The following is a 16,829-nucleotide window of genomic DNA, read 5'->3' on the forward strand; positions in this document are numbered from 1 at the left end:
CCCCCTACCAAGAAGAGAAACGCGCAATCTGTTCAGTGCTCCGCGCCCCCCACCCCCCGAACACCCCCCCCCCCCCCCACCCACGCCGACTAAAGGCGATCCCGCACGCGACGGCGGAGCCGGCGCCATCAAACACAGTTCTGCCGCACTACCAGCCCCACCCCACCCCAGTCCACTAAGGACAGTCACCACAGCACACCCCTACTACCCACCCGCCAGAAACAGCCACCCGACCCCCCTACCTCCGCCCATCCAACGGCACCAACCAAGGCACCACCCGCACAAAACAAACCATCCCCACCACCTCCACCAACGTCTGCGCAACCACCACAACCACCACAACCGCAAACTCACCCGGCAACGCCAACACCACCGGAAGCACCACCAACGAGTTCCGCGTAGCCCCGGTGAACACAACCGCCCGCCCCGCAGCACCGTCCACCCGAAACAACCGCGCCACCCCAACCCCAGCGAACGCCATCACCCCCAGAAAAACCACATAAAACGGCACCACCGACACAACCGCCCCGAGCCCCCCGTTGAGCTTCGGCACCTGCGACGCGACAACCGTCCCCAACGTCGCCGCCATCAACGGCACCATCCCGCCCCCAGCCGCCCCGACGAACCGACCCCCACCCTCGCGCCGAGCCGCCCACCCTTGGGTCAGCCAGGCCAGCACCAACGGCATCACAATCAACACCAGAAACGCTTCAAGAAACGGCCCAACCCGCAAGACCCGCGCCAAATCCCCGCCGAGAAAAAGAAACAAGAACCCAGGCAAAAGAACCATCTGCGCAAGCAACAACAACGGCGTCACAGCAACCAGGCGACCGCTGCCCCCAGCCAAGCCACTGAACACGATCACGTAATCGACGCACGGAGCCAACAACACGAGCAGCATGCCCAGCCGCAGCCCCTGCCCCGCCGGGAAAAAGGGGAACATCGCCGCGACAACCACCGGCACCACGACGAAGTTCACCACCAGCACAGCGCCGAGAAACCGGCCGTCGCGCAGCGACCGCCCCAGTTCGGCGACAGGCACCTGCAGGAACGTGACGTACAACAGCACCGCCAGCACCGGATTGATCGCCGGCTCCAACCCCGGCCCGACCGCCGGGGCAAGCCAGCCGAGCAGCGCCCCGACGGCCAGCGCGCCGAGATAAATAGCGACCTGGTGCCGTTCCATCCGCGACACCAGACCGGATGATTGCGACAACAGACACGCTCCTCCGCGAAATCCAGGTACCGGACCAGCGTAACGATCGACCCGGAAAAGCAGGCTTCTTGACGAATCCTAACGCTGGCAAGACCCGTTCCACCCGCCGGAGAAAGAACGGCCCAGCACCGAACAATCAGCCGGACAGTCCACTAAGGATCGCATCGATCCCGAACCCGAACGCCTCGTCCGAATCCCCGCTGTGCGCCGGATCCTCCTCGACGATCCCCGCACGCACCAGCTCGGCGTGGTTCTGCTCCTCCGAGACAAAGCCGAGTACATAGTGGACAACCGTCCGCGCCGCCCACTCCGCGCGCCGCTCGTCGAACTTCCCGGTGAACAGCTGCCGCAACGCGTGCGTAGGCACCAGCAGATCCGGCCGATAGGCCTGCACGAACGACACCACCTCGGCGCCGTCGCGGACTTGCAGCAGCGCCGAGCGAAAACCCTCGGCCGCCTCGCGCGGGTCCTTCGCCACTCCCGGCAGCCCCTTCAGGATCCGCGCGGCGACGACGGCGAGCAGCTCCTGTTTGTTGGCGACGTGGTAGTACAGCGCGCCCGGCTGGACCCCCAGGTCGAGGGCCACCCGCCGCATCGACAAGCTGCTCAGCCCGGCTTCTCGCAGCAGCTCGTACGCCCGGTCGACGATCTGGTCTCGCGTCACCTTCACCCCTCTCATTCTGCCTGCCGCTTGCTTCGCGCCGAGCGGCCGCCTAGGATTTGACAGGTGTTCAAAACCTTCGACGACCTGGCCGACCGGCAGCTGGCCGGCGGCGTACTCGACCGAACTGACGCCCGCGCGGTGCTGGAAGCGCCGGACGAGGACGTGCTCGGCCTGGTCGCGGCTGCCGGGCGGCTGCGGCGCGCGCATTTCGGCAACCGGGTCAAGGTCAACTACCTCGTCAACCTGAAATCGGGCCTGTGCCCCGAGGACTGCGGGTACTGCTCGCAGCGGCTCGGGTCGTCCGCGCAGATCCTCAAGTACTCGTGGCTGTCCGCCGAGGAAACGGCGCGCCAGGCGAGCGCGGGCGTCCAAGGCGGGGCGTCGCGGGTGTGCCTGGTCGCGAGCGGGCGCGGGCCGAGCGACCGCGACGTCGACCGCGTCGCCCAGGCCGTCGAGGCGGTGAAGTCCGCCCACGCCGACGTGGAGGTGTGCGCGTGCCTCGGGCTGCTCAAGGACGGTCAGGCCGAGAAGCTGCGCGAAGCCGGCGTCGACGCCTATAACCACAACCTCAACACGAGCGAGTCGCGGTACTCCGAGATCTGCACGACGCACGGGTACGACGACCGGGTGGACACCGTCGAAAAGGCCAAGTCCGCCGGGCTTTCCGCGTGCTCCGGCCTGATCGTCGGCATGGGCGAGACCGACGACGAGCTGATCGACGCGATCTTCGCGCTGCGCGACATCGACAGCGATTCGATCCCGGTCAACTTCCTGATGCCGTTCGAGGGCACGCCGCTCGCCGGGACATGGGAGCTGAACCCGTTGCGCGCGCTGCGAATCCTCGCGCTGGCGCGATTCGCTTGCCCGGCAAAGGAAGTCCGGATGGCCGGCGGTCGCGAGATGCACCTGCGGTCGCTGCAGCCGGTCGCGCTGCACGCGGTGAACTCGCTGTTCCTCGGCGACTACCTCACCAGCGAAGGCCAGGCCGCGAAGGCCGACCTGGAGATGATCGCCGACGCCGGGTTCGAGGTTCTCGGCGCGGGCGAGCAGCAGCAGGCCGGGCACTCCGCGCCGTCCCTGCGGGAACGCGGCGCGGGCACCGCCGCCGCACCCAACGCGTGACCGCCGTGGTGTCGATGCACGACTGGCTGACCGCCGCCGAACGGGACCGGCGCGTCGCCGGTCTCGTCCGGCGGACCGATGATCGGCGGCATCCGCGAGCGTCCACATTGGACCTCGCGTCGAACGATTATCTGAGCCTCAGCACTGATCCGCGATTGCGCGCAGCCGCCGTCCGAGCCGTCGAGAAGTACGGCGCGGGCGCGGGCGCGTCGCGAGTCGTCACCGGCACCACGCCGTGTCACACCGAACTGGAACGCGAACTGGCCGCCCTCTCCGGACAACCGGCCGCGCTCGGGTTTTCCAGCGGCTACACGGCGAACATCGGCGTCATCACCGCACTCGGTTCGCCGGACACGTTGCTGATCACCGACGCGCACATCCACGCGTCGCTGATCGACGGCGCGCGGCTGTCCCGCTCCCCCGTCGCGATCTGCCCGCACGGCGACCTGGACGCGCTGGCGCATCTGCTGCGCGACCGGTCGCAGGAACGGGCGATCGTGGTGGTCGAATCGATCTATTCGGTGCTCGGCGATGCCACGGATCTTGTTCGCACCGCGGCATTGTGCGCTGAACACGACGCGTTCCTGGTGGTGGACGAAGCGCACAGCATCGGCGTCGCGGGCAACGGCCGGGGCGCGGTGCACGCGGCCGGTCTCGCGGGCGCACCGCACGTCGCGGTGACGGCCACCCTGTCGAAGGCATTGGGCGCGCAGGGCGGTGCGGTGCTGGGATCGCCGCTGCTGCGCGAACACCTGGTCAACACCGCGCGGACGTTCATCTTCGACACCGGCCTCGCCCCCGCCGCGGCGGCGAGTGCGGCGGAAGCGTGCCGGATCATCGCGGCCGAGCCTTCGCGCGTCGAGGAGTTGCACCGCGCCGCAGTCGCGATCGCCGACGCCGCAGGGGTTTCGCGGGCGCCTGGTGCGGTGCAGTCGATTCCCGCCGACTCGCCCGAGCAGGCCGTGGCCGCCGCGAACCTGCTGTACGAACGAGACATCGTCGTCGGCTGCTTCCGCCCGCCGAGCGTCCCGGACGGCATCTCCCGGCTCCGGCTGGTCGCACGCGCCGGGGTTGATTTGGACCGCGCTCAGGAGGCCGCGCGGCTCGCTGCCCTGTGGTCGCGTGCCGCGAGCATCGTCTGACCGATTCCTGGCTCCTCCGCGCTCAGGGAACGGATCTAGGACGAATCTAGGACGGCGGCTCTTAGCCTCGATTTCGCACCACGGCCCCGAAACGGGCCGTCCTGCACTGAGCGCGGCACGGGGGCTCGCACACTCCTCGGCGGCGCTTGCCCGGGAACCGACCCACCAAGCACACATCGTCAGGGGAGACACATGAATCTTGCCCGAAGACTGGCAACCGGAGCCATCCTCGCCACTGTCGGCGTCCTCGTTGCGACAACCCCGGCCGACGCCAAGGTCGTGAACTCCACGTGCAACCTCTCGAGCGTCGTCCGGGTCTATTTCGGCAACTCCGGCCACTCCTACTGCTACGTCTGGGACGGCGACAGGAACTCCAATGAAGGCTGGATGGACCTCCCGGGCGTCTATGCGGTGCACTCGGACAGCTATGAGGGATACTTGCGGGACAACCAAGGACACACCCACCCTTTCTACCGCGGCGCGACCAGCGACAGCTTTGGCACGGTGTGGGCGACCGGGATCTTCTTCACCGGCAACTGAGGTGAACAGGCCACGGCATCGGCAGCCCGCGTGCCGAGCATCTGAGGCACATTGACACGACGTCACAAAGGCGCGCGTTCGGCGGATCGCAGTCCGCCGGGCGCGCGCCTTTCGCTTGCCTCAGCGCCAGCCCCAGTCGCGCCCTTCCGGAACAACGCATCAAGCGCCAGCGCACCCGGCCCGGTGAAGGCCAGCAACAGAAACGCCCAGCAGAACATCGCCGCGGGCTCGCCGTGGTTCTGCAGCGGCAGCAACCCGTCCGGCTGGTGGACGACGAAGTACGCGTACGCCATCGAGCCCGACGCGACCAACGCCGCGACCCGGGTGCCCGCCCCGAAGGCCACCAAGAGGCCGCATCCGAGCTGGATCACCGCCGCGTACCAGGACGGCCACACGCCGACCGCGACCGTTCCGCCCTTCGGGCCGCCGCCGAAAATCCCGAACAGCGCCGCCGCGCCGTGGGCCGCGAAGAGCAGCCCGACGACGATCCGGAACAGGCCGAGCACGAACGGGACGGCCCGGTCGAGCACACGCTCTGGCATGGGTCCTCCTCGAAGAGTGACTAAGGTAAGGCTTGCCATACCGTACGGGGCGGGTCCGCCTCCGTCCAGACGCTGTGACGCTCGACAAACCCGGCTGAACCGTTCCGGCGCCGGCCTCGTGTCGGAGTAAGGGCATCACCCACGCACTGTTGGAGGCTGGGATGAAGGTCAAAACTCTGGCGACCCCAAGAACTTCCGGACTGCTGGCCGCACTGGTCGCGGCGGGCCTGCTCGCCGCGGCGTGCAGCAGCGGAACCACTAGCGGCAACGGAGGCGGGAGAGCAGCCGCACCACCCGCCGCGCCGACGCATTTGACCGACAGCAAAGGCGACACGATCTACCTGTTCGCCGCGGACCACGGCGGCCAGTCCGCCTGCGCCGCGAGCTGCGCAAGCTACTGGCCCCCGGTCGCCGCCGGCACCCCGCTCACCGGCCCGGCCCAGGGTGCCGTCGGCTCCATCACCCGGCCGGACGGGTCCAAGCAGGAAACGCTCGGCGGGCATCCGCTGTACCGGTACGTCGGCGACAAATCCGCCGGGCAGACCAACGGCCAGGGCCTGAACCTCAACGGCGGGCAATGGTGGATGGTCGCCTCGGACGGCGCGGCGGTCACCACTACCAGTTCCGCGCCGGCGGGCGGGTACGGCGGAGGCAGCTACTGAGCGGCGAGGTAACGCCCTTCCGGGTAGGCGCAGCCTCAAAGGGGTACCTCTGATCAGGGGAACTTGACCGAGCGGCTGAATAAGACCAAACTTCGCTAGTGATATAAGTACTCCCGTCGTCCCCGCATCGAAGGAGTTCTTCAGTGACCTCGCCGTTCGTCATCATCGGAGCAGGGCTGGCCGGAGCCAAGGCCGCGGAAGCGTTGCGCGACAAGGGTTTCGACGGGAAAATCATCATCGTCGGCGACGAGCGGCACCTTCCCTACGAGCGTCCGCCGCTGTCGAAGGACTACCTCGCGGGCAACGCCGAGGCCGAGAGCTTCCAGGTGCACGACGCCGCGTGGTACGCCGAAAAGAACGTCGAGCTGCGCCAGGGCGTCAAGGCGACCGCGATCGTGCGGGACGAGAAGCAGGTGACGCTCGACGACGGCACGAGCCTCGGCTACGACAAGCTCCTGCTGGCCACCGGCGCGAGCCCGCGCGTGCTGCCCGACACGGCGGGGATCCACTACCTGCGCCGGATCGAGGACTCCGACCGGCTCCGGGAACTGTTCGGCACCGCAGCCAAGCTGGTGGTCGTCGGCGGCGGCTGGATCGGGCTCGAAGCGACCGCCGCCGCGCGCCAGGCCGGAGTGGAGGTCACCGTCGTCGAGGCGCTCGAACTGCCGCTGATCACCGCGCTCGGCCCCGACGTCGCCCCGGTGTTCGCCGACTTGCACCGCGCGCACGGCGTCGACCTGCGGCTCGGCGTCCAGGTCGAGCACATTTCCAACGGCGGCCAGAGCAAGCGGATCCGCCTGAGCGACGGCAGCGTCCTCGAGGCGGACGCCGTGCTGGCCGGGATCGGCGCGAAGCCGAACGTCGAACTGGCCGAGGCGGCCGGCCTCCGCGTCGACAACGGCGTGGTGACCGACGCGAGCCTGCGCACGAGCGACCCGGACATCTTCGCCGCCGGCGACGTCGCGAACGCTTACCACCCGTTCCTGGGCAAGCACCTGCGCGTCGAGCACTGGGCGAACGCGCTCAACCAGCCCGCTGTGGCCGCCGCCGGGATGCTCGGCAAGGAGGAGTCGTACGACGAGCTGCCGTACTTCTTCACCGACCAGTACGACCTCGGCATGGAGTACCTGGGCACCATCGAGGGCCACGACCGCGTGGTGTTCCGCGGCGACGTGGCCGGGCGCGAGTTCATCGCCTTCTGGCTCAAGGAGAACCGCGTGCTGGCCGGGATGAACGTCAACGTCTGGGACGTCACAGACCCGATCAAGGCGCTCATCCGCTCCGGCAAGGCAGTGGACCCGGAGCGGCTGGCCGACCCCGGGGTTCCGCTGGAGGACCTCGCCTGATTTCGGTGCCGGCGGGCCGTTCCGGACTGGTTTCCGGGGCGGCCCGCTAGGCTTTCCCGCCGTGGCGACCGAAATCCTCTCCGCCGGGTGGGACTCCCCGTGTTACGTCGTCCAGACCTCGGCCTTCGACGCGAAGTTTCTCGTCGGCGGCGGCGAGAAACCGGACGAGGTGGACAATGTCGACGTCGAGGTCCACTACCCCGACGGTTCCCGGTGGAGCGCGACGATGTTCACCCTCGACGAGGTGGACCGGATCATGCGCCGCTGGGAACGCACCGGCGAGTGCGCCGGTGGCAGCTACTTCGCCGTTCCAGACGGGCTGATCGTCCGCGAACCCGGCGTGCGGAAGATGACCGCCGTGCTGATCGCGATGCACGACATCGGCGAACTGAACTCATACCTGGTGCGCTTGGACGACTAGTCCCGGGGCAGCAGCCCTTCCAACGCCAGCTCCAGAAACCGCCGCCAGTCCCCGCTCCCCGTGCGGACCACCGACGACAGACAGCCGACCAGCAGATACACGTCGCCCACCGTGCAGTCCGCGCGGAGCACCCCCGCCGCCTGGTCCGCCGCGATCGCCTGCGCCACCACGATTTCCAGCTCTGCCAAGGCGTCGCCACGCGGTTCGCTCCCCGCCGACCCGCGCGCCGCCTCGATGGCCGACGACAGCGCCCGGTCCCCGGACAGCACCTCGCCGACGTGCCGCAGATAGCGTTTGACCCCGGACTTCCCGTCGAGGCACCGCTTCCGCGCGTACTGCGCGATCTCGGCGAACCGCTGCTCCGCCAACGCTTCCACGAGCGCCCGGCGGTCCGGGAAATTCCGGTACACCGTCCCGACGCCCACCCCGGCGACCCGCGCGATCTCCGGCAGCTGGACGTCGTCGTGCTCGGCCAGCAGTGTGCGGGCCGCCTCCAGGACCCGTGCCCGGTTGCGTTCCGCGTCCGCCCTCGGCTTGCGCTCCGTTGACAACCGACGCCCTCCTCCGGCTAATCTGGAAACGGACTCCGCTTCCACTATGTCTGCGAGGATACCCCATGACGAAGAACCGCTTCCTGCTGCTGCAGCCCGGCGAGGCACGCCCGGGCCGGGTGCCGCTGCCGCCCGCGTTCGCGGTGAAGGCGATGACGGGCGACACCGAGGCCCGGTTTTCCCTGCTGGAGGTGACGCTGGCGCGAGACATCCCGCGCCACGTCCACCACGAGGCCGACGAATGCATTTACGTCCTCGAAGGCGAACTGGGCATCGACTTCGCCGACGAGACGCACGTCGCGACGAAGGGGATGTTCGTGCTGCTGCCGCACGGGGTCCCGCACGCGCTGCGGGCGGTTTCGGATCCGGCGCCGCGGTTGCTGCAGATCTCGTCGCCGGGCGGGTGGGAGCATTATCTGGAGGATCTGTTCGAGGCGGGTCCCGCGGTGCTGACAGACGGCGCGGTGGACCCGGTGAAGATCAATCCGGTGGCGGCTCGGTACTCGATCGCCTATGAGGAATAACCGACCGTCAGTGCTGCAGCACCGGCCAGACCGCCGCCGGATGGCAGTGCTCCGGGCACGCGAACAAGTACAACGCGTTGCCGAGGAACAACACATAGGCGTCAGAATAGGAGCTGTCCGGCTGTTCGGGCTGGCCGGGCCGCATCGCGAAACCGACGTCCTCCGGAATCCCGCCCAGGAATCGCATCTCGGCACCGCATGCGCAGCGGTGGCTTTCCGGATCCTGAAGCCAGCGCGGCAGCCCTCCGACTTTGAACTCGCTCCGGCCGACGCCCTGGGCGGCGAACAATTCGTCGTCGGTGGCGTACCGAGCGCGGGTCTCGTCCCGCCAGACGGTCTCCGTCTCGAACTCCGGACGGAGCACCAGCTCGGAGGCGGCGAGAAACGGTTCCTCCGCTTCGGCCGGGCCGGTCGGGTCCCGGTGCAGCATGATCCGCCAGAACGCGCCGGGGTGGCCGAAAATCCTCGGTTTTTCCCAGTACCGCTCCGGAAGCTGCTCCTGGCCGCCTTCGAGACAGGCCGCGTCGTTGTGCACCGGGCACTGGAACACGAGCAGGTGGTCGCCGCCGAACCGCGCGATGTCCGGCGGGACGTCCAGCTGGAAAAAGAACGTCATCCGCTCGCCGCAGTAGCAGTCCGGCCAGTTCTCGCCCTCGGGCAGGATCGGCCGGCCGCCGAAAGTGTTCCGCGTACCGGGACTCACCGGATCGCACAGGTTTTCCACCGCATACATCGGAAGTTCTGATCGGCGGACCACGGACGACGGCTCGAAGACAGTCACCGGATCAGCTTACGGTGCCGCGAAACTCCATAACCGGCGGCGGACACCGGCGGAAACCGGTGCCCGCCCGCTGTTCACGCCGTCCGCAGCCGCCGCCACTCCCACGCGGCCAGCCCCGCGAACAAAACCGTCGCCACGCAAGCGACCGCCGTGAGCAGCCACTCAGCCTCTCCGCCCCCGCCGTCGGGGGACGCGCCGGTCGTGCGCTCGATCCAGTCCGGAACCGCCAGCGTCAGCACCAGCACGACGGCACTGAGCGCGCCAAGCGCCGCCTCGGCCGCGATCCGGAACTTTCTTGCAGTGTTCACGAGAACCTCCCTCAGTACTTCGCCGCGTTGAGGCGCGTCCGCCAGGTGTTGCCCGCGCCGGCGTATTCGCCGTAGCTCCACACGGTCCGGGAATCCGAGGGATCCCGGCCGATGCCGAAGTAGTCGCCCCATCTGCCGCCGGTGTAGGCGCTCTGCCCGGCGATCACCGAGGCGCTGCCCTGCAACGTTCCCGGCGGGTCGGTGGCGAGGCGACCGGTCTGGCGGAAGTGGCCGTACTCGTCGTCCGCGGACCGGCCGAACGCCACGTGGGCGTTGCGGGAAATGTCGGTCTGGACCACCGGGAAGAAGTAGTGCCTGCGGGGCGCGCCGAACGCTCCTTGCTGCGTGATCGAGCGGCTGGGCACGTCGATCTCGTACCACTGCACCACCGACCGCGCCTCGGAGTCGCCCGGCCAGCTGTACGCGGAGGTGTGCGTCGTCCACAAACGCTGGGTCCGGCCCGCCGCCTGGAAGACCGCGTTGAGCAACCGGGTGTCGTTCGTGGCGATTCGCGTTGTCCCGCCGTCCTTTTGCACCGCGCCGGGCGGCAGGTTGTAGCTGCGGCAGCTGACCGCGGCCGAGGCGAGCGCCGGCGCGCCGCCGGACCACAGGCCGAGCGGGTTCGACAGCGTCCAGAGGGTCAGGCTCGATCCCGACGGGAACAGCGAGTTCACCAGGTAAGCCCGCGGATTCCCGCCTGCGCCTTGAAAATGGCAGCACGGCTGCACGGAAAACGCGGCGCTCCCGTCCGGGTTCTTCAGGCCCCAGAAGTCCCACCAGCGGATGGTGTGGCCGCCGCCCGCGCCGCCGCCGTACAGCTCCGCCTTGTTGAAGATCCGCAGTTTCGCGTAGGCGAACCCGCCGCCGAAGGCGAACTGGTTGGTGGACACGTAAATCGCCTGGGAGTCGAAGCCCAGCATCGGGTAGTCCGACCAGTTGCCGGTTCCGGTGGACCCGTTCGCGGTCGCGTCGGTGCTCCAGATCCAGTACCCGCCCGCGGGGTCGCCGGTCTGCGAGACGCCGAGCATGATCCACGAGCCCCGCGGGTTCGCGCGCCGGGCGGCGATGCAGACGATCCACCGGCCGCTGTAGTGGTCATACGCCAGCTTCGGGTCGAAAAGCTGTGCCCCGGCGGGCAGAACCGGGTTGAACATCGCGGTGAAATTCGCCCACCGGAACTGCTGCAGACCGGTCTTGTCGTACCCGACCAGGTCGACGTTGACCGCCGCCATCACCTGCTTCGGGCCGACCGCGACCGTGCAGTCCGGCGGCCGGAACGCGGTTTGCGAGACTCCCTCGAAACTCGCCGACGCCGCCGGGGCCCGTCCCTCGACGAACTCGTCCTCGGGCGGATTGTCCTCCGGCAGTTCCGCCGCCGCCTCCTCGTCGAGCTGCACGTCGGGCGCGTCCACTGGCGCCAGCGCCTCCGCGCCGTGCTCCCGCGCCCCGGTCTTCAGCTGGTCGTACTCCTCGACCGGCACCGGAAACCGTTGCGCGAACAACGGAGACCGCTCCGGCGACGGCGGTTCGGCGAGCAGTTCGCCGACCGTCAGATCCGCCATCTCCCGCGACGCGCCGCCGGCCGTTTCTCCGGCTTGGCCCTCGAGCACCTGTGCTTCAGGCATCACGGTGATCACCCTCTTCCTCCGCGGCCTCGTCGCCGGCCCGTGCCGGGGCGTCGGCCTCCTCCCGATCGCGGTGCCGCCGCGCGGCCGCCTTCAGCCGCTCCATCTCGGCTGCCGGAACCGGCATCCCGATCGGAATCTCGTATCCCGCTGCCGGTTCGGCGGGCGCGTTTTCGTCCGCCGGGCCGCTTTCCGCGCCCTCGCCGCGTCCCGCACCGGACCGTTCGCCCATCGCTCACCCCCGGGGAATCCGCCGGAAAAGATCCATTCCGGCGGCGTTCACGAAAAAGGTCGCACAAAAGCCGGAAACAGATACGGCACCCCGCAACCTTCAGCCGAACGGCGCAGCGGAAATCGATTTCACCATTTTTTCCCGAACTCCCGCCGAAGGCGCATAAAAACCGACCGGAAACAGTTTCCAAGAACCTTTCCAGGCGCCGGGAGCCTCCGGCCCACTCCTGCCCGGCATGCCCGAATGCTGGCGGATCAAGCACTTCAAGACCCGTTCGGCCAGGTTCGACCGGATTGCCCGGCATTGGCGGATCATCCCGCCGCCGCACCTCGGGAGCCCCTCGGATTTACGTCCACCTTGTGCATTTTGCCGTCCGTCAAGTTGAGCACCCGGTTAATTCTTCACGCATTCCTTCGAAGGTAGGTAGTGCGTTCACCCGGTCTCGGCGGACGCTGGCGCGACCGTGACCGAGGAGGAGATTTCCATGTCCCGACTTGCCCGTTTCGCCGCGTCGGCCACCGTTTTGGCCGGTTCGCTGACGCTGATCGCGCCAGCCGCGCACGCCGACGTCCCGCACACCCTCGCCGCCAAGTGCTCGCAGTCCTATCTCCCGCTGCCCGACCCGGCCTGCACGCCGGGCGCGACCAACCCGGACGTCACCCAGGACACCATCGACGACACGATCTGCGTTTCCGGCTGGACGGCCACCATCCGCCCGCCGACGAGCTACACCAACCAGCTCAAGAAGCAGGGCATCATCGACTACGGCTACTCCGACACCTCGCTCAGCTCGTACGAGGAGGACCACTTCCTGCCGCTCGAACTGGGCGGGGCGCCGAGGGACCCGAAGAACCTCTGGCCCGAACCGCACGACGGCGACCAGAACGCCTACAGCAAGGACTCCGTCGAGAACGCGGTCAAGAAAGCGGTCTGCGCGGGGAAGGCCACGCTGGCCGACGCGCAGCACGCGATGCTCACGAACTGGACTACCGCGGAGTCCGTGCTGGGCATCGACTGAGCCGGGATTCCGGCTGCCGCGCAACGTCCGTGAAGGGCTCCTTGAGGGAATCTGATTCCCTCAAGGAGCCCTTCACGGACCTTCACCGACTCCGCGACGGCAGTCCTAAGGGCGGCTTTCGGCGGGCCGCGAAAGCATCGCCAGCCGAGGACGTCGCGTCTCCCCCAGCCCCGGCCCCGGCCGATGAGCGCGGCACACCGTGCACACCACCGCGTGGCTGACCGGCGTCCCGTCTTCCTGGACCAGCCTGCCCACGTGCACCGCCTCGCGTCCGCACTGTCCACAAGGGACGGTCGCGCTTTCCGGGTCCACCAGCAGCCTGCTCATTTCGTGCTCCCTCCGAGGAGTTCTCCGGCGATTGCGCTCCCCCGCCCGGTTACCCTTCGCCCTCCCGGGCAAACCGGACGCTTCCGTCCTTCCGGTTTGCCCTGGCCGGAAGCGGGTAAGCCGTCGGTCAGGCGGAAGGGAGCAGGCGATGGCGCCACACCGGCAGCCGGATCCCCACCGGGCGCTGCGGTCGATGGAACGAGATCTTCTCGCCACCGACGCACTGTGGGTGCGCCGCGCCTTCGGCCGGTCGGCGTGGCCGCTGCGCCGGGCGTGGCCGGTGGCGTGCTGGACCCTCACCGCGATCGCGGCGGGGCTCGTGGCCTGCGGGATCGCCTTTCCGCCGGAGGTGCCGCTCGCGCTGCTCGGCTTCGTGCTGGCCGCGGTCGCGGTGTGCGGGCACGTCGCCCGCCAGGAGTGCCTGCGTCCGCCGACCCGCCGGACTCCCGGTCCGGGGAAAGGATTCCCATGCCGCCCGTCGTAGTCGTGACCGGGGCCAGCGCCGGAGTGGGCCGGGCCGTCGCGCGTGCTTACGGAAGCCGCGACGCGAAAGTCGCCCTGCTGGCGCGCGGCGAAAAGGGGCTCGCCGCCGCGGCGGAAGACGTCCGTGAAGCCGGCGGCACGCCGCTTGAGCAGCCGACGGACGTAGCCGATTTCGCCCAGGTCGACGCCGCCGCGACCCGTGTCGAGCGAGAACTGGGGCCGATCGACGTCTGGGTCAATGTCGCGTTCAGTTCGGTGTTCGCTCCGTTCGCTGACGTCAAACCCGAGGAGTACCGCAGGGTCACCGAAGTGACTTACCTCGGTTTCGTGCACGGCACAATGGCCGCGCTGGCCCGGATGAAACCGCGGAACGCGGGCACTGTCGTCCAGGTCGGCTCGGCGCTCGCGTATCGCGGAATCCCGTTGCAGAGCGCGTACTGCGGGGCCAAACACGCGATTCAGGGCTTCAATGAAGCGCTGCGCTGCGAACTTCTCCACGAGCGCAGCGCGATTCGCACGACCATGGTGCAATTGCCCGCGGTCAACACTCCGCAGTTCACCTGGCTGCTGTCCCGGCTGCCCGAGCACGCCCAGCCGGTTCCGCCGATCTACCAGCCCGAACTCGCCGCCCGCGCGGTGCTGCACGCCGCCGATCATCCGCGCCGCCGCGAGTACTGGGTCGGCACGAGCACCGCGGCGACGCTGCTGGCCAACGCCGTCGCGCCCGGGCTGCTCGACCGCTACCTCGCCCGCACCGGCTTCGGCGCGCAGCAGACCGGCCGGCCCCAGCCGCCGAGCCAGCCCGCGAACCTGTGGGAACCGGCGGACGGCCCGCGCGGGTACGACTACGGCGCGCACGGGGAATTCGACAAGCAGGCGAAAGCGCACGACGTCCAGCCGGTGCTGAGCCGCCGTCACGGTGCGGTGGCGGCCGGGCTGACCGCCGCCGTTCTCGCGGCCGGACAGCTGCTGCGCCGCACCCTCAAGTCCGGAAAGGACCGTCGATTCCGCTGGCGTGCGGGGAAAGGCCGCCGGTGAGACCGTTCCGGAACCGTGCCGAAGCGGGTGCCCGGCTCGCCGCCGCACTGGTCTGGCGGGAGTGGGCCGACCCGGTCGTCTTCGGGCTCGCCCGCGGCGGTCTTCCGGTTGCCGCACCCGTCGCCCGTGAACTGGACGCACCGCTGGAACTCCTGGTCGCCCGCAAGATCGGCGCACCGGGACAGCCGGAGCTCGGCCTCGGCGCCGTCGCGGCGGACGGGCCGCCGTTCTTCGACCGCGCCGGGCTTCGCGCACTCGGGCTGACGACCGGCGACATCGCCCATCTCGTCGACCACGCCCGCACCGAAGCCCGCGACCAGGTCCGCCGCTACCTCGGCAGTCGCGTCCCGCGCTCGCCGGCCGGGCGCGACGTGGTGGTGGTCGACGACGGCGTCGCCACCGGTGGGACCGCGATCGCCGCGCTGCGAACCCTTCGGTCGTACGCGCCGCTGCGGCTGGTCTTCGCCGCTCCGGTCGGCGCGCCGTCCGCGTTGGACAAGCTGGCTCGCGAGGCGGACGAGGTGGTGTGCCTCAGGGAGCCGGAAGACTTCCGCGCGGTCGGCGAATTCTACGCGGACTTCAGCCCGACCAGCGACGACGAAGTCCTCGCCCTCGTTCCCCGGTGATCAGCCGAACGCCGACAACAGCCAGAAAGCCAGCGCCGCGACCCCCGCCGCGGCCGGGAACGTGAGCACCCACCCCAGCACGATGTCGCGCGCGATCCCCCACCGCACCGCCGAAAGCCGCCGCGTCGCGCCGACCCCCATCACCGCCGCCGTGATCACGTGCGTGGTCGAAATCGGCGCCTTCACCGCGAAAGCAGTCAGGTACAACACCGAAGCCCCCACGGATTCCGCGACAAACCCGTGCGGCGGATCGAGCGGGAACACCCGGCGGCCGAGCGTCCGCATGATCCGCAGACCGCCCGAGCAAGTACCGAGCGACAACGCCCCGGCGCACACGAGCGTCACCCACAGAGGCACCGAAAACGTGTTCTGCTTCCCCGCCGCGATCAGCGCCAGGACGAGCACGCCCATCCCCTTCTGCGCGTCCTGCAACCCGTGCCCGAGCGCCAGCGCCGAAGCCGACACGATCTGCAGCCGCCGGAACACCCGGCCGCTGCGGTGCGGATTCGCCCGCCGCAGCAACCACAGCACCGCCACCATCGCCGCATACCCGAGCACCAGCCCGAGCAGCGGCGAAGCGACCATCGGCACCAGCACCTTCTCGACGATGCCCGTCCAGTGCACCGTGCTCGCCGCGGCCAGCGCGGCCCCGACCATGCCGCCGATCAGCGAATGCGACGACGAGGACGGCAGCCCGAAATACCAGGTCACCAGGTTCCACGCGATCGCGCCGACGAGCGCGGCGAGCACCACGGTCAGCGCGCCAGGACCGGCCGGGACGTCGATGATTCCTTTCGCGACAGTCGCGGCGATCCCGGTCGACAGCAGCGCTCCGGCCAGGTTCATCACCGCGGCCAGCACGAGCGCGGTGCGCAGCGGGAGCGCCCGCGTCGACACCGCGCTGGCGATCGCGTTGGCCGCGTCGTGGAAACCGTTGGTGTAGTCGAAGAAAATCGTCAGCGCCACGACCGCGACCAGCGCGGCGGTGCCGTCCACTCAGGACTCCTTGACCGCGATCGTCTGCACCACGTCCGCGACGTGCTCGAATCCGTCGGCCGCCAGTTCGAACTGTTCGACGACTTCCTTCGCCTTCATCACTTCGAGCGCGTCCGCCCCCGGCTGGAAGAGGTCGGCGAGCATCCGCCGGTAGGTGTGGTCCGCCTCGTTCTCCAGCGCGTTGATCTCGATCCAGTACGGCGAGAGCTCGCCGACCTTCGCCAGCCCCGGCATCGCTTCCGCGGTCAGCTCCGCGGCGCGGCACAGCACCCGCAGCATCCCCTTCGTGCCCGGCGGAAACTCCTCCAGCCGGTACAGCACCGCGAGGTCGGCGGCGGTGTCCAGGAAGTCCAGGACGTCGTCGATCCGCGCGGCCAGCGCCTGGATGTCCTCGCGGTCGAACGGCGTGACGAACGTGCTGTTCAGCTCGACCATGATGGTGTGGGTCAGGTCGTCGCCGGCGTGTTCGACCTCGTGCAGGCGGGCGGCGATCGCCTCCCGGTCCGGCGGCGCGGCCTCGGTGAGATCGCGCAGCAGCGCGGTGGCGGTGACGAGGTTGGCCGCCGCGTCCGCGAGCAGCTGGAAGAACTGGCTTCCGCGAGGTTTTATGCGCATCGGAGGATCAGTTACCCCGAATGCCGCACGCTTACACCGGCGCGGTGTGC

At 69.2% G+C, this 16,829-nt stretch carries 22 protein-coding genes; 11 read left to right on the top strand and 11 right to left on the bottom strand.

The window, feature by feature from the left end:
• Positions 1–238 precede the first annotated feature (238 nt).
• Both ACZ7OI_RS10970 and ACZ7OI_RS10975 read right to left on the bottom strand, forming a co-directional pair.
• A complete protein-coding gene (locus ACZ7OI_RS10970) occupies positions 239–1,216 on the bottom strand; it encodes an arsenic resistance protein (RefSeq protein ID WP_470263987.1) in 978 nt (325 codons plus the stop codon).
• A 136-nt stretch (positions 1,217–1,352) separates the two neighbouring features.
• Positions 1,353–1,895 (bottom strand): TetR family transcriptional regulator, encoded by a 543-nt coding sequence (locus ACZ7OI_RS10975; protein WP_470263988.1) that lies wholly within the window; start codon positions 1,893–1,895, stop codon positions 1,353–1,355.
• A gap of 48 nt (positions 1,896–1,943) precedes the next feature.
• Between ACZ7OI_RS10975 and bioB the strand changes: the two genes are divergently transcribed.
• From bioB to ACZ7OI_RS10990, 3 genes are all read left to right on the top strand, one after another.
• Complete coding sequence (gene bioB, locus ACZ7OI_RS10980; RefSeq protein WP_470263989.1) at positions 1,944–3,002, top strand: biotin synthase BioB; 1,059 nt, start codon at positions 1,944–1,946, stop codon at positions 3,000–3,002.
• Entirely contained in the window at positions 2,999–4,144 is a 1,146-nt protein-coding gene (locus ACZ7OI_RS10985) for an 8-amino-7-oxononanoate synthase (RefSeq protein ID WP_470263990.1), read from the top strand. Before bioB ends, ACZ7OI_RS10985 begins: the two co-directional genes overlap by 4 nt.
• Before the next feature lie 192 nt (positions 4,145–4,336).
• The gene (locus ACZ7OI_RS10990) at positions 4,337–4,684 is read left to right on the top strand and encodes a single stranded DNA-binding domain-containing protein (RefSeq protein ID WP_470263991.1); all 348 of its coding nucleotides are present in this window, start codon (positions 4,337–4,339) and stop codon (positions 4,682–4,684) included.
• Positions 4,685–4,746: 62 nt separating this feature from the next.
• On the opposite strand, the gene ACZ7OI_RS10995 is transcribed toward ACZ7OI_RS10990, so the two are convergent.
• On the bottom strand, positions 4,747–5,226 hold the full coding sequence (locus ACZ7OI_RS10995) for a DoxX family protein (protein WP_470263992.1): 480 nt from the start codon (positions 5,224–5,226) through the stop codon (positions 4,747–4,749).
• 161 nt (positions 5,227–5,387) lie between these two features.
• Between ACZ7OI_RS10995 and ACZ7OI_RS11000 the strand changes: the two genes are divergently transcribed.
• From ACZ7OI_RS11000 to ACZ7OI_RS11010, 3 genes are all read left to right on the top strand, one after another.
• Positions 5,388–5,888 (top strand): COG4315 family predicted lipoprotein, encoded by a 501-nt coding sequence (locus ACZ7OI_RS11000; RefSeq protein ID WP_470263993.1) that lies wholly within the window; start codon positions 5,388–5,390, stop codon positions 5,886–5,888.
• A 143-nt stretch (positions 5,889–6,031) separates the two neighbouring features.
• A complete protein-coding gene (locus tag ACZ7OI_RS11005) occupies positions 6,032–7,234 on the top strand; it encodes an NAD(P)/FAD-dependent oxidoreductase (RefSeq protein ID WP_470263994.1) in 1,203 nt (400 codons plus the stop codon).
• Positions 7,235–7,295: 61 nt separating this feature from the next.
• Positions 7,296–7,655, top strand: coding sequence for a hypothetical protein (locus ACZ7OI_RS11010; RefSeq protein WP_470263995.1), 360 nt, complete (start codon positions 7,296–7,298; stop codon positions 7,653–7,655).
• Here ACZ7OI_RS11010 and ACZ7OI_RS11015 read toward each other — a convergent pair.
• Complete coding sequence (locus tag ACZ7OI_RS11015) at positions 7,652–8,206, bottom strand: TetR/AcrR family transcriptional regulator (RefSeq protein WP_470263996.1); 555 nt, start codon at positions 8,204–8,206, stop codon at positions 7,652–7,654. The two genes, ACZ7OI_RS11010 and ACZ7OI_RS11015, sit on opposite strands and share 4 nt — an antisense overlap.
• A gap of 65 nt (positions 8,207–8,271) precedes the next feature.
• On the opposite strand from ACZ7OI_RS11015, the gene ACZ7OI_RS11020 reads away from it, so the two are divergent.
• Positions 8,272–8,730: a cupin domain-containing protein gene (locus ACZ7OI_RS11020; RefSeq protein WP_470263997.1), complete on the top strand. Its 459-nt coding sequence runs from the start codon at positions 8,272–8,274 to the stop codon at positions 8,728–8,730.
• Positions 8,731–8,737: 7 nt separating this feature from the next.
• Here ACZ7OI_RS11020 and ACZ7OI_RS11025 read toward each other — a convergent pair whose 3' ends face one another.
• From ACZ7OI_RS11025 to ACZ7OI_RS11040, 4 genes are all read right to left on the bottom strand, one after another.
• Complete coding sequence (locus ACZ7OI_RS11025) at positions 8,738–9,511, bottom strand: hypothetical protein (RefSeq protein WP_470263998.1); 774 nt, start codon at positions 9,509–9,511, stop codon at positions 8,738–8,740.
• 74 nt (positions 9,512–9,585) lie between these two features.
• Positions 9,586–9,819: a hypothetical protein gene (locus tag ACZ7OI_RS11030; protein ID WP_470263999.1), complete on the bottom strand. Its 234-nt coding sequence runs from the start codon at positions 9,817–9,819 to the stop codon at positions 9,586–9,588.
• Positions 9,820–9,830: 11 nt separating this feature from the next.
• Entirely contained in the window at positions 9,831–11,444 is a 1,614-nt protein-coding gene (locus tag ACZ7OI_RS11035; RefSeq protein WP_470264000.1) for a hypothetical protein, read from the bottom strand.
• Positions 11,437–11,676 (bottom strand): hypothetical protein, encoded by a 240-nt coding sequence (locus tag ACZ7OI_RS11040; RefSeq protein ID WP_470264001.1) that lies wholly within the window; start codon positions 11,674–11,676, stop codon positions 11,437–11,439. Before ACZ7OI_RS11040 ends, ACZ7OI_RS11035 begins: the two co-directional genes overlap by 8 nt.
• A 484-nt stretch (positions 11,677–12,160) precedes the next feature.
• Between ACZ7OI_RS11040 and ACZ7OI_RS11045 the strand changes: the two genes are divergently transcribed.
• Positions 12,161–12,694, top strand: coding sequence for a hypothetical protein (locus ACZ7OI_RS11045; RefSeq protein WP_470264002.1), 534 nt, complete (start codon positions 12,161–12,163; stop codon positions 12,692–12,694).
• 105 nt (positions 12,695–12,799) lie between these two features.
• Here ACZ7OI_RS11045 and ACZ7OI_RS11050 read toward each other — a convergent pair whose 3' ends face one another.
• The gene (locus tag ACZ7OI_RS11050) at positions 12,800–13,021 is read right to left on the bottom strand and encodes a hypothetical protein (RefSeq protein ID WP_470264003.1); all 222 of its coding nucleotides are present in this window, start codon (positions 13,019–13,021) and stop codon (positions 12,800–12,802) included.
• Between the two features lie 148 nt (positions 13,022–13,169).
• Between ACZ7OI_RS11050 and ACZ7OI_RS11055 the strand changes: the two genes are divergently transcribed.
• Genes ACZ7OI_RS11055 through ACZ7OI_RS11065 form a run of 3 tightly spaced genes read left to right on the top strand, consistent with a single transcriptional unit; the run spans position 13,170 to position 15,168 of the window.
• Complete coding sequence (locus ACZ7OI_RS11055; RefSeq protein ID WP_470264004.1) at positions 13,170–13,505, top strand: DUF3040 domain-containing protein; 336 nt, start codon at positions 13,170–13,172, stop codon at positions 13,503–13,505.
• On the top strand, positions 13,490–14,542 hold the full coding sequence (locus ACZ7OI_RS11060) for an SDR family oxidoreductase (RefSeq protein WP_470264005.1): 1,053 nt from the start codon (positions 13,490–13,492) through the stop codon (positions 14,540–14,542). The genes ACZ7OI_RS11055 and ACZ7OI_RS11060 overlap by 16 nt, the downstream gene beginning before the upstream one ends.
• Positions 14,539–15,168 carry a phosphoribosyltransferase gene (locus ACZ7OI_RS11065; protein WP_470264006.1) on the top strand — a complete coding sequence of 210 codons (630 nt, stop codon included), beginning with the start codon at positions 14,539–14,541 and terminating at the stop codon, positions 15,166–15,168. The genes ACZ7OI_RS11060 and ACZ7OI_RS11065 overlap by 4 nt, the downstream gene beginning before the upstream one ends.
• Here the strand turns inward: ACZ7OI_RS11065 and ACZ7OI_RS11070 are convergent, their stop codons facing one another.
• Both ACZ7OI_RS11070 and ACZ7OI_RS11075 read right to left on the bottom strand, forming a co-directional pair.
• Entirely contained in the window at positions 15,169–16,164 is a 996-nt protein-coding gene (locus ACZ7OI_RS11070; RefSeq protein WP_470264007.1) for an inorganic phosphate transporter, read from the bottom strand.
• Positions 16,165–16,779 (bottom strand): DUF47 domain-containing protein, encoded by a 615-nt coding sequence (locus tag ACZ7OI_RS11075; protein ID WP_470264008.1) that lies wholly within the window; start codon positions 16,777–16,779, stop codon positions 16,165–16,167.
• Positions 16,780–16,829 lie beyond the last annotated feature (50 nt).

Source organism: Amycolatopsis sp. NPDC114503 (assembly GCF_055633655.1).